The sequence below is a fragment of the Campylobacter concisus genome (assembly GCF_902460845.1).
GTDB lineage: Bacteria > Campylobacterota > Campylobacteria > Campylobacterales > Campylobacteraceae > Campylobacter_A > Campylobacter_A concisus_X.
In genome coordinates this window covers 59,000-71,115 of sequence record NZ_CABPVS010000001.1, presented here as the reverse complement: position 1 = coordinate 71,115, position 12,116 = coordinate 59,000, and the positions used below count along the sequence as shown (strand labels likewise).

At 38.3% G+C, this 12,116-nt stretch carries 10 protein-coding genes; 8 read left to right on the top strand and 2 right to left on the bottom strand.

The features are described 5' to 3' along the window. The first annotated feature begins 31 nt into the window (after nt 1-31). The 8 genes from F3H00_RS00340 to F3H00_RS00305 are packed head-to-tail and all read left to right on the top strand — an operon-like array spanning nt 32 to nt 9,428. Complete coding sequence (locus tag F3H00_RS00340) at nt 32-799, top strand: motility protein A (protein WP_148798875.1); 768 nt, start codon at nt 32-34, stop codon at nt 797-799. Next, nucleotides 799-1,578, top strand: coding sequence for an OmpA/MotB family protein (locus F3H00_RS00335; protein WP_087577924.1), 780 nt, complete (start codon nt 799-801; stop codon nt 1,576-1,578). Before F3H00_RS00340 ends, F3H00_RS00335 begins: the two co-directional genes overlap by 1 nt. Nucleotides 1,579-1,580: 2 nt before the next feature. After that, nucleotides 1,581-2,312 (top strand): flagellar type III secretion system pore protein FliP, encoded by a 732-nt coding sequence (gene fliP, locus F3H00_RS00330; protein ID WP_148798877.1) that lies wholly within the window; start codon nt 1,581-1,583, stop codon nt 2,310-2,312. Further along, complete coding sequence (locus tag F3H00_RS00325; RefSeq protein WP_103624088.1) at nt 2,312-3,577, top strand: TolC family protein; 1,266 nt, start codon at nt 2,312-2,314, stop codon at nt 3,575-3,577. The genes fliP and F3H00_RS00325 overlap by 1 nt, the downstream gene beginning before the upstream one ends. Then, complete coding sequence (locus F3H00_RS00320; RefSeq protein ID WP_148798879.1) at nt 3,574-4,317, top strand: efflux RND transporter periplasmic adaptor subunit; 744 nt, start codon at nt 3,574-3,576, stop codon at nt 4,315-4,317. The genes F3H00_RS00325 and F3H00_RS00320 overlap by 4 nt, the downstream gene beginning before the upstream one ends. Then, nucleotides 4,314-7,340 carry an efflux RND transporter permease subunit gene (locus tag F3H00_RS00315; RefSeq protein ID WP_148798880.1) on the top strand — a complete coding sequence of 1,009 codons (3,027 nt, stop codon included), beginning with the start codon at nt 4,314-4,316 and terminating at the stop codon, nt 7,338-7,340. The genes F3H00_RS00320 and F3H00_RS00315 overlap by 4 nt, the downstream gene beginning before the upstream one ends. Continuing rightward, nucleotides 7,337-8,572: a TolC family protein gene (locus tag F3H00_RS00310; RefSeq protein WP_148798882.1), complete on the top strand. Its 1,236-nt coding sequence runs from the start codon at nt 7,337-7,339 to the stop codon at nt 8,570-8,572. Before F3H00_RS00315 ends, F3H00_RS00310 begins: the two co-directional genes overlap by 4 nt. After that, nucleotides 8,565-9,428 (top strand): EamA family transporter, encoded by an 864-nt coding sequence (locus tag F3H00_RS00305; RefSeq protein WP_087586594.1) that lies wholly within the window; start codon nt 8,565-8,567, stop codon nt 9,426-9,428. Before F3H00_RS00310 ends, F3H00_RS00305 begins: the two co-directional genes overlap by 8 nt. On the opposite strand, the gene F3H00_RS00300 is transcribed toward F3H00_RS00305, so the two are convergent. Further along, complete coding sequence (locus tag F3H00_RS00300) at nt 9,425-10,699, bottom strand: ComEC/Rec2 family competence protein (protein WP_148798884.1); 1,275 nt, start codon at nt 10,697-10,699, stop codon at nt 9,425-9,427. The two genes, F3H00_RS00305 and F3H00_RS00300, sit on opposite strands and share 4 nt — an antisense overlap. Beyond that, nucleotides 10,699-12,111: a replicative DNA helicase gene (locus F3H00_RS00295; RefSeq protein WP_107770219.1), complete on the bottom strand. Its 1,413-nt coding sequence runs from the start codon at nt 12,109-12,111 to the stop codon at nt 10,699-10,701. Before F3H00_RS00295 ends, F3H00_RS00300 begins: the two co-directional genes overlap by 1 nt. Between the last annotated feature and the right edge of the window lie 5 nt (nt 12,112-12,116).

Genomic DNA, 12,116 nt, shown 5'->3' with positions numbered 1-12,116 from the left:
TCTTAAGAATTTATAAATAAAGTGAGCTTAAATGGATTTAGGAACCGTCGTCGGCTGGGTTTTGACCCTGGTGCTTTTGTTTGGATCAATGGCAATTGGCGTTGGTATAGGACCATATATCGACGTACCTTCGATAATGATCGTTTTTGGTGGTACTATCGGCGTTATGATGGTTGGCTTCAAGATGGAGACGCTTAAAGGTATTGGTAAATTTTATGGCATTGCTGTTAAGCCATCAGTCGTAGTAAATTTACCTGAGACTATAAAAAAAATAGTCGATTATTCAACTAAAGCTAGACGTGATGGTATCTTATCGCTTGAAAGCGAAGTAAATAATGAGACAAATCAGTTTTTAAAAAGAGGCCTTTCAATGGCAGTCGATGGCAATGAGCCAGATGCGATCAGAGCGCTTTTGGAGATCGATATCGATCAAACTAGTACAAGACATTCAAATAATATTAAAATTTTTGAGCAAATTGGCGGTTTTGCGGGTGCTATGGGTATGATAGGAACGCTCATTGGTCTTGTTGCGATGCTTCTTAACATGTCAGATCCTAGTGCGATTGGCCCATCAATGGCGGTTGCCTTGCTTACGACGCTTTATGGTGCGATGATAGGTAATATCATAGGTGCGCCTGTGGCAAACATCCTCTCTATTCGCGATGCTGATGAAGCACTTGAAAAACAAGTCGTACTTGAGGGAATCATGTCGATACAAGCAGGCGATAATCCAAGAACGCTTGAAGCTAAACTCTTAGCATTTTTACCACCAAAAGATAGAAAAAGTCAGTTTGAATAATGGGTAAGTTAATAAAACCAGAAGAGTGTCCAAAATGTATGCCTGAGTGGCTAGCTGCTTTTGGTGACCTCATGTCACTTTTGCTTTGTTTTTTCGTTTTATTGCTTTCTATGGCGACAATGGATGCTAAAAAGATGGAGGCTGCTGTTGGCTCACTAGCTGGTGCTTTAAGTGTGCTTGAAGGTGGCGCTAGACCTGAAAATCAGATAGAAAAAGAGACAGATCCAGAAAATACTCGTGCAAAAAAGATAAGCAAGCAAAAGGGCTCACAAAGTGAGCTAAATATGAATGTTAAAAAGATAAATGAGTTACTAGCTGCTAGCGGAGCACCTGAGATCACTATGGAAGAGAGCGAGGATGGCTTTATCGTAAGGCTTCCAGCGGCTATGCTTTTTGAGAAAGATAGTGCTGAAATTTCTGGTGAAGATGCGAAGCTATTTTTAAAACGAATAGGCATGATTGTAGCGAAAATGCCTAATGATGTAAAAGCCGATATCATCGGTCATACAGATAATATAGAACCAAGCAAAGACTCAGCTTATAAAAATAACTGGCAGCTCTCAACTGCAAGGGCTTTAAGCGTGGTTGAAGAGCTAATCAACGATGGCGTGCCACAAAATAGAATAATAGCTTCTGGCAAAGCTTCGTTTGATCCGATCGCTAGTAACAGCACAGAAGATGGCAGAGCCAAGAACAATAGAGTAGAAATTCACTTCATATCGCTTGAGCCAAAAAATAAAGAGGCTACTAAGAAAAGTATCCTTGATATGAGGAATTAGTCGTGAAGGTACTGCTTGGTTTAGCGGTTTTACTTTGCACGGTTTTTGGAGCTGATCCTGCGCTACCAACTATAAATTTAAGTCTAAATTCTCCAACAAATGCCGAGCAGCTTGTAAATTCTTTAAATGTTTTACTAATTCTCACCGCACTTGCACTCGCTCCTTCGCTCATTTTTATGATGACAAGTTTTTTAAGGCTTGTTATCGTATTTTCATTTTTACGCCAAGCGATGGGTACGCAGCAAGTTCCTCCTTCAACAGTACTCATCTCGCTTGCGATGGTTCTTACATTTTTTATCATGGAGCCAGTTGGGCAAAGAAGCTATAACGATGGCATAAAGCCTTATATAGCTGAGCAGATAGGCTATGAAGAGATGCTTGATAAAAGCTTAAAGCCATTTAAAGAATTTATGGTAAAAAACACAAGAGAAAAAGACCTTGCACTTTTTTTTAGGATTAGAAATTTACAAAATCCAGCAAATATCGAAGAGATACCGCTAAGTATTGCAATGTCAGCTTTTATAATAAGTGAGCTAAAGACATCTTTTGAGATAGCGTTTTTGCTCTATTTGCCATTTCTTGTCATCGACATGGTCGTAAGCTCAGTACTGATGGCCATGGGTATGATGATGCTTCCTCCTGTAATGATCTCACTGCCATTTAAACTGCTCATATTCGTGCTTGTTGATGGCTGGAATTTACTAATAGGAAATCTCGTAAAAAGCTTTCACTAATGAAAAAATTTTTATTCATTTTTTTGCCGGTATTTTTGCTTGGTTCAAATTTAAGCGTGATCGCAAACAAGGCAACGCAAAATGAAATTTCAAAGATCAAAGAGCTTGAGCTAAAAAGAGCAAATTTAAACGATGAAGCCACATTAAGCTCATATATGCCAAGTCTTAGCCTAGAGGGCTCATATGGCAAAAATGCAAGCACTTTTCCAAGTGTAGTCGCTAAAGAGTCAGCCGGTGTGCTAGCTAGGATAGATTTTTTGCTTTATGACGGCGGAGCGAGAGAGGCTAGGCTAAAGACGAACCAGCTTTTAAAAAACAAAGCCGCCATCGCTAGTGATGAAGCTAAAAACTACCTTGCACTTAAGGCCGTAAATTTATACTTTAACGCAGCTGCACTTGAAAATATAATCACAGCCAAACAGGCTCAGACAAATTTTTTAAAAGGTGTTTTAGATAAGCTTGAAAAGGCAAACATTGCAGGGCTTGCCGCAAAAGATGAGCTTGAAAATGTAAGGGCTAAATATTACTTAGCTAATAGTACGCAGCTTGAATACAAAAACAAAATGGAGCAAATCTTAAATGAGATAAATTTGCTGACTGGTGAGAAAATTTTGCCAGTAGCTGGAGCAAAGATGGCTGATATTAGCTCAAATTTAGCTTCAAAGAATGCTGAGCTTGATAGACTAAGCCAAGATATATTTTTAGGTGAGGCCAAGCTTAGCGAGACAAGAGCTGGTTTTTTGCCTCAAATTTTGCTTTATGACACATATGGATTTTATAAAAATAATTACGATATCGATCTAGGCAGATTTAGTTCTTACCGCTCATACGTGGATAAATACTTAAAAGAAGATACTCATGGCAATAAATTTGGTATCGCTTTTAAATGGAAAATTTTTGATTTTTTCGCCACTAGCAAGATGAGTCAGGCCCAAAAGATCGCGCTTGATGAGGCAAGGCTAAATTTGGAGTATAAAAAGCGTGAAAACGAGACAAGGCTTAAAAATTTGCAAAGTGAAATCGTGGTGCTTACTTCAAAAATCGCTTCACTAAACGAATATGTAAAAGCAAGCGATTTGGCATTAAAAGCTAGCTATGAGAAGTATAACTCTGGGCTTTTGGGATATAGCGACCTGCTTGAGGCACTCTCTCAAAAATTTGATGCCATTAGTCTTTTTGAGAGCGCAAAGGATGAGCTCGAGATCAAAAAAGTGGAGTTCTTTTTTGAAAATGGCGAGCCGATTTTGGAGAGGATTAAAGATTGAAAAAGCTGATAATTTTAATGATATTTTGTATTTTTTCATTTGCAGGGGAGGAAATTTTTGCTGATTTTGAAGTCTATGCCAAGCAAAGCTCAAAGCTTGCATTTGAGAGCAGCGGCAAGGTGGATAAAATTTTTGTAGATGTCTCAAGCCACGTTAAAAAGGGTGACGTTTTAGCTAGTCTTGATCAAACAAGCCTAGAGATCGCTCTTAAAAAGGCAAAAAATGATCTTGAGCTTGCAAAAAATGCTAGTGAATTTGCAAAAAATACTTTAAACAAATTTACTCAAGTAAGGGAAGTCACTTCAAAGCAAGAATTCGACGAAGTAAAGTATAAATTTGACGAAGCGATACTTCGGGTTCAAAGTGCACAAATCGCCATTTTAAATGCGCAAGATCGCCTTAAAAAAGCTCTTTTAAAAGCTCCTTTTGATGGCGTTATCGCTAGTAAAAACATTGAGCTTGGAGAGGGTGTTTCACCGCTTAGTCCAGCTTTTGTTTTAAATTCAAATGAGGTAAAGATTTTAATAGCAATCGATGAAAAATACGCAAATTTAGTAAAAGTTGGCGATACATTTAAATTTAAACTTGACGCAGCAAGCGATGAAAAAGAGGTAAAAATCGCGCTTATCTATCCAGAGATCAAGCGAGAGACTAGAAAATTTTACGCCCAGGCTTATGACAGCGGGCTAAAACCTGGCATGTTTGGTCAAGGCAGAGTGCTAGTTAGTAAAATAAAATGATAAAAACAGCTATCAACCGCCCTATAACTACATTAATGGTTTTTTTAAGCCTTATTGTCTTTGGAATTTATTCTCTAAAGACGATGAATGTAAATTTATATCCACAAGTAAATATCCCAATCGTTAAGATCACGACTTACGCAAACGGTGATATGAACTATATAAAAACTAAGATCACGCAAAAGATCGAAGATGAAATTTCAAGCATTGAAGGTATCAAGAAAATTTACTCAACAAGCTTTGATAACCTAAGTGTGGTTAGCATCGAATTTGAACTAAATAAAGACTTAGAGGGTGCAACAAATGACGTCCGTGACAAGATGCAAAAGGTAAGGTTAAACGCAAACTACGAGATAGAAAAGCTAAATGGGCTCTCATCATCTGTATTTAGCCTTTTTATCACAAGACTTGATGGTAATGAAACTAAGCTCATGCAAGAGATCGATGACGTGGCAAAGCCGTTTTTGGAGCGCATTAGCGGCGTTTCAAAGGTCAAGACAAATGGCTTTTTAGAGCCAGCGGTGAAAATTTTACTTGATAGATTTAAGCTTGATAAAAACGCCCTTAGTGCAAACGAAGTGGCAAATTTGATAAAGGTTGAAAATTTAAAAGCGCCGCTTGGCAAGATAGAAAATGAACAAATCCAAATGGCGATCAAGTCAAATTTCAGCGCCAAAAGCGTAGATGAGATAAGAAATTTAACGATCAAACAAGGGGTCTTTTTAAAAGATATCGCAAGCGTTGATCTTGCTTACAAAGACGCAAATGAAGCAGCGATAATGGATAAAAAAAGTGGCGTTTTACTTGGTCTTGAGCTAGCCCCAGACGCAAACGCTCTAACCGTGATCGCTCTAGCTAAGTCAAAGCTAGATCAGTTTAAAAGCCTACTTGGTAGCGAATACGACGTAAAAATAGCTTATGATAAGAGCGAAGTGATACAAAAGCACATCGATCAAACCGCCTTTGATATGATCCTTGGCGTCTTGCTAACCATCGTGATCGTATATCTATTTTTAAGAAATTTCTCGATCACCATCATCTCAGTCGTAGCGATACCAACTAGTATCGTAGCGACGTTTTTCATCATAAATGCCCTAGGATACGACATCAACCGCCTAAGCCTCATAGCGCTCACACTAGGTATTGGAATTTTCATCGATGATGCGATAGTTGTCACTGAAAATATCGCTAGCAAGCTAAAAGATGAGCCAAATGCCCTAAAAGCAAGCTTTGCAGGCATAAAAGAGATAGCATTTAGCGTCTTTGCGATCTCGCTCGTGCTGCTTTGCGTCTTTGTGCCAATAGCTTTTATGAGCGGCATCGTTGGCAAGTACTTTAACTCCTTTGCGATGAGCGTGGCAGCTGGCATCGTCATCTCGTTTTTTGTGAGTATCTTTCTTGTGCCGACACTTAGTGCTAGGTTTGTAAATGCCAAACAAAGCAGCTTTTTTCAAAAGAGTGAGCCCTTTTTTGAGGCGCTTGAAAATGGCTATGAGAAGCTTTTGACCTTAGCGCTTAAATTTAAGCTCATATTTTTAGCTATAACGATTGCGGTCGTTGTTTGCTCGTTTGGACTGGCTAAATTTGTAGGCGGTGACTTCATGCCAAGCGAGGATAACTCGGAGTTTAATATCTACTTTAAGCTCGATCCTTCGCTTAGCCTGCAAGCTAGCAAAGAGAGGCTAAAAGATAAAATTTCACTCATAAACGCCGATCCTCAGGTCTCTTACGCCTACTTCATCCTTGGCTACACAGACGCCAAGCAGCCTTATCTTGTAAAAGCTTACGTTAGGCTAAAAGAGCTAAAAGATAGAGCTAATCATGAGCGGCAAAACGCTATCATGCAAAGGTTTCGTGACAAGCTAAAAAGTGATGATATGAGCGTTATAGTAGCTGATCTGCCAGTGGTTGAAGGTGGCGATGTGCAGCCAGTTAAGCTTACTATCACATCTGAAAATGGCAAAGAGTTAGAGAAATTTGTACCAAAAATCAGCAAGATGCTAAAAGAGATAAATGACGCAACGGATGTAAATTCGCCCGAAGAAGATCTGCTAAAACGCGTGCAAATCTCTATCGATGAAGATAAGGCTAAGAGGCTAAATTTAGACAAAGCTAGCGTTGCAAGCGCCGTTTATAGCGCATTTAGCCAGAATGAGGTCTCTGTTTTTGAAAACGAAAATGGCAAAGAGTATGAGCTTTACATGCGCCTTGATGATAAATTTAGAAGCGATACAAATGATATCTTAAAGACCAAGATAAGAAGCAAAGAGGGCTTTTTTGTCACACTTGGCGATGTAGCGACGATTAGTTTTGAGCAAAAGCCAGCTAGTATTTCAAGGTTTAATAGAGCCGATGAGATAAAATTTTTAGCAAATACCAAAAATAATGCTCCGCTAAATAGCGTGGCAAGTGAAATTTCAAAGAAGCTTGATGAAATTTTGCCAGCAAATTTCAAGTATAAATTTCTTGGATTTGTCGAGCTCATGGACGATACAAACGCTTCTTTTATCTTTACAGTAAGTGCGAGCGCAGTGCTTATTTACATGGTGCTAGCCGCACTTTATGAGAGCTTTTTGCTGCCATTTCTCATCATGCTAGCCATGCCGCTTGCCTTTTGTGGCGTGGTGATCGGACTTTTTATAAGCGGCAATCCATTTAGCCTATTTGTCATGGTCGGTGTCATCTTGCTCTTTGGCATGGTCGGTAAAAACGCCATTTTGGTGGTTGATTTTGCAAACCACTTTGCAAATAGCGGCATAGAGGCAAACGAAGCTGTGAAAATGGCTGCTAAAAAGCGTCTAAGGGCTGTTTTGATGACCACTTTTGCGATGATATTTGCCATGCTGCCTCTTGCTCTTAGCAGGGGTGCTGGCTATGAGGCCAACTCGCCTATGGCTATAAGCATCATCTTTGGGCTCATTAGCTCGACTTTGCTAAGCTTGCTTGTCGTGCCAGTGCTTTTTGCATGGGTCTATAATCTTGATAAATTTATAAGAAAATTTTATGAAAGGGAGAGAATTTGAAGAAAATTTTAACAGTTTTGCTCTTTGCCTTGCCTCTTTGGGCTGGAAATTTACTAGAGATCATCGCTCTAGCGCAAAGTGCGAGACTTGAGAGTTTGAAAGAATTTAATAAAAATGAATATATAAATAAAAATAAGAGTAAAAAGCTAAATTTATCCCTTGATGGCAGATATACCTTTGTGCCTGACGAGATAAAGGGCGGATATATGACAAAGGCGGGATCGATCACGGCAAAGGTCGAGTATCTTATCTTTGATGGCGGTGCGAGCGAGGCTGCTGATAAAATTTTAGACCACAAGGGCGTGGAGAAAATTTACAAAGATGAAGAGCTGATGAATCTCACTGCTTTTCAGGTCGCAAAGGTCTATTTCAACGCCATTGCACTAAATTCTCTTATAAATTTAGAGACAAAATTTGTTGATAGCTTTGCCAAGGCTGCGGCTGAAAATGAGTTTTGGTTTGAGTATGGCGAGATAAATAAAGCTGAGTTTGATGCGATAAATTTTACTCTTAGTAAAAAAAGAGCTGAGCTTGACGAGCTTGGGCTTAAGCTAGCTGAGCTAAACTCAAGGATAAATTTGCTCTCAAACGGCGAGATCGGCTTTAACGCTGGCTCAAAGATAATGATGCCTGATTTTAGTAAAGATGATATAAGCGCAAAACTTGGGGCGATGGAGCAAGAAAAATTTATAAAAGAGCAAGAAAATGAGAAGCAAAAGAGTAAATTTGCTCCAAAAATTTACTTAAAAGATACGCAAAGTGTGAATAATAACAGCTTTAAAAAAGGTGAGAGGACGACTTCGCAGATGATAGGCGCTTACGCTGATGCGAACAGGCCTAGAGTGGAGTTTGAGTGGAAGCTACCTGATAGCTTAAGTCTTAGCAAACAAAGTCAAGTTAAGCGCATTGAAGAGCAAAAGGCGGCACTTGATCTAAGCGATGAGGAAAATAGGATAATCACTCGCCTAAAAGAGCTAGAAAGTACGATCAAAGGCTTAAGCGCAAAGTTAAATTTGCAAGATTTGAAGCAAGATAAGCTTGATAGTGATTTTATTGATCTGCTAAGTGGCTATCTTGATGGCGAGATAAAATATGAAGAATTTTTATTTGTGAGTGAGAAAAATTTTAGCGATAGGGCAAATTTCATACTTGATGGCGATTTACTTGAGCTAAATAAACTTGAGTACTTTTTTGAATGTGCAAGAAAAATAAATGAGGTGATAATTGAATAAACTGATTTTTGTAACCATTTTGTGGGCGTTTAGCTTTAGTTTGATAGGTGAGTTTTTAGCTGGCAAGGTTGATAGTTATTTGGCTGTTTTTATTCGGGTTGCGCTTGCGAGCTTAGTCTTTTTACCATTTACAAAATTTCGTGGCATCAGCCCAAAGCTAGCATTTGGCATCATGGCGATCGGAGCGGTGCAAATAGGGCTTATGTATCTATTTTATTACAATTCATTTTTGTATCTAAGCGTGCCAGAAGTCGCACTTTTTACCATTTTTACGCCGTTTTATGTGACGCTCATCTACGACGCATTTAGCTTTAAATTTAGGCCACTTTACCTATTTAGCGTTGGCGTTGCAGTTTTTGGAGCTTTGGTTATAAAATACGGCGCTATAAATGATGGTGTACTAAAAGGCTTTTTGCTAGTGCAAGCGGCAAATATCTGCTTTGGAGCAGGGCAGAGTGCATATAAGGCACTTTTAGAAAAATTTGACGTGGATCAAAAAAATGTCTTTGGTTACTTTCACTTTGGTGCATTTTTTGTAGCTGTCGTTGCGCTTCTTACTCTTGGCAATCCAGCCAAATTTTCTCTTACTTCAACGCAAATTTTAGTGCTTCTCTGGCTTGGAGTGGTCGCTAGTGGGCTAGGGTATTTTATGTGGAACAAAGGTGCTTGCGAGGTCGATAGTGGCGTGCTTGCCATCATGAATAACGCTCTCATTCCAGCTGCCATAATCGTAAATTTAGTCTTTTGGCAAAAGGATACAGACTTAACTAGGCTAATTTTAGGCGCTGTTATAATGTATATATCTTTGATAATTCACAACAAGATAATGAAATTTTATGGTATGAAGATCGCTTAGGCGTAAATTTTATAGCTAGCAATAGCGAAGCATAAAAGCCCAAGCAGCGGCAAAATGTAGAATATTGATCTAAATTTTATAGCTAGAAGTGAAGCAATATTATAAAAGATAAAAATAATGGCTGGTACGAAAATTTTAGTTGAGCTTAGTCTAAAATTTAAAACATTATTTAGCAATTCATCAAAGATGTCGCCATACGAAGCGATATGAAGTGCAGCACTTAATGGATAAAAAACGCTAAAGATGTAGTTGATAGCAAGGACGCTAAGCTGCTGTAAGCTAATGAGCGGAAAGAAATAAAGCACGCAAATTTCCATTGCAAAGCAAACATATAAATTTAAAAGTATAAGATGGATGAAGGGTGAAAATTTATCTTTTAAGTGTTTAAAATATAAAAATATGTAAAAAACGCCCATAAGTGAAAAGTAAAAACCTACGCTAAAAAGTAGCTGCGGAAAGAGCGATATGCTAACAAGCGCTACTATAAAAAGTATTTTGAAGTTTAAAATTTTGGCACCTTTTAACGTGCAATAAAATCCTAAAATGCTCATTAAGAACGCTCGCAAAAAGCTTGGTATAAAGCCTATTATAAAAAAGTAAAATGACAAGACTATAAAAACGACAATGGCTAGATCAAAGTTGTAGTTTCTAAAAGGTAAAAATCTCGCATATAAAAATTTTAAAAGCGGCCTAAATACAAAAAATATAACCGCACTTATGAAACCTAAATGATAGCCACTTATGGCTATAAGATGCGCTATACCAAGGTGCGAGACGTCATCTCTTAACTCTGCGTCAATGCTTGTGCCTAAAAATAGAGCCGAGTAGAGTTGTGAAATTTTGCTATTTTCATGCTGGGCGTAGATTAGTGATTGTAGTTTTTGGTTGATATTTTGCGTGGCTTTTTGTGGCAGTTTTTCGCGTGAAAAGCTAGGCATATAAAAGGAGGAAGCAAGATAGTCTTTAAAACTAACGTCTAAATTTATGACACTTAGAAATATATTATCTCCAGCTTTAAAGTCATCTGTTTTAGCTCCAAGCGTATAAAATGAAAACTCATCAGTCTTAAGCTTTAAAATTTGCCTTTTCTTGCCGTCATCCCCAAGCTTTTCGTAGCTAGAAATCACGGTTGCTGTTAGCTCTTGTTCGCCTTTGTCCATAAAAATTTGATATTTATGATAGCTAATAGCCAAATTTATAGAAAAAATGCAAAGGCAAAACAGACAAAATATAGTAAAAATTTCTTTATTTTTTAAAGCTTTAAAACGCATCAGCCTTCAAATGAAACATCAGATACGGGCATGACAGACATATCTTCAAACCTTGAGTGTTGCTTTTGAAAGAGCACATCAACTGAGCCAGTTTCACCATTTCTGTTTTTGCCAACGATGATCTCGGCCTTTTCTTGAAGCTTATTAAAGACGTGATTGCTTTTATACTCTTTGCCCTCGGCACTTGCGCGTTTTTCTTTCTCTTTTTCTTCTTGTTCTAGATAAAACTCATCTCTATAGACAAAAAGAATGATGTCAGCATCTTGCTCGATCGCACCTGACTCTCTTAGATCGCTTAGCATAGGGCGTTTATTTGCGCGAGATTCTAGGCTTCTGTTTAGCTGAGAAAGGGCGATGATTGGCATATCTAGCTCACGTGCCAAAAGCTTTAACCCACGAGAAATTTCAGCTATTTGGACGTGACGATCAGCGTAGTTATTTGTACTCATCATAAGACCGATGTAATCGATCACACAAAGTGAAATTTCAGGATGCATGGCCTTTAATTTTCGCATTTGCGTTCTTACTTGATGGATATTTACATAGCCACTATCATGCACAAAAAGCTTGCTAGCCGCAAACTCCTCGCAAGCATCACTAAATCTAGCCAACGCTTCATCATCCATCTTAGCAGTCATTATGTCTTGAAGCGGGATAGAGGTCTTGCTTGCCAGCATTCTCATCATTATCTGCTCAGCTGGCATTTCAAGCGAGAAGAAAACAACTCCAGCATTATTTTTTAGAACCTGACTCATAAAATTTAAACAAAGTGTCGTTTTTCCCATGCCTGGACGAGCTGCGACGATGATGAGGTCTCCATTCTTAAAGCCCTTTATCATCTCATTTAGCTTCTTAAATCCAGTATCAAGTCCAACGATATCTTTTTCACCAAGCAAGGCTTGAGCATTAATGTGATCCATCATTTTCATGATAATCTCTTTGCCTTCTTTTATAACTCCAGTGCTTCCACCTTCTATCAAAGAGTAAAATTCCTGGCTAAGATCATCGACCATATCGCGGCTTGGCTTATCTTCATTTACTTTGCTTGGTATATTGTGAGCGATCTTTACAAGACTTCGTTTTATAGATTTTTCTCTTAGTTCGTTTGCGTATTTTTGAATGTCTATTAGGGAATTTGTGCCCAAAATATCTAGTATTAGCTCTTCGTCGTATTTTTCACCAAGTCTATTTTTTAAAAATGGCATAGTTATGGGATCATCACTATTTAGGCAGGCTACCATTGCATCGTATATTTGCGAATGCCCTTTTAGATAAAAATCCTTTGCCTTAACAATGTCAAAAATTTCACCTAAAATATCGTTGTTTTGCAAAATGGAGCTTAGTATAGCTCGCTCCATATCAATGTCGTAAAGGTTGGTAAATTCTATCTCGTTAACTCTTTGCTTTGCCACAACTT

Bases quoted from the DNA above. Each gene is read 5' to 3' on its own strand.
- F3H00_RS00315 (WP_148798880.1), top strand. From the start codon at position 4,314: ATGATAAAAACAGCTATCAACCGCCCTATAACTACATTAATGGTTTTT.
- F3H00_RS00335 (WP_087577924.1), top strand. From the start codon at position 799: ATGGGTAAGTTAATAAAACCAGAAGAGTGTCCAAAATGTATGCCTGAG.
- F3H00_RS00325 (WP_103624088.1), top strand. From the start codon at position 2,312: ATGAAAAAATTTTTATTCATTTTTTTGCCGGTATTTTTGCTTGGTTCA.
- F3H00_RS00340 (WP_148798875.1), top strand. From the start codon at position 32: ATGGATTTAGGAACCGTCGTCGGCTGGGTTTTGACCCTGGTGCTTTTG.
- F3H00_RS00300 (WP_148798884.1), bottom strand. From the start codon at position 10,699: ATGCGTTTTAAAGCTTTAAAAAATAAAGAAATTTTTACTATATTTTGT.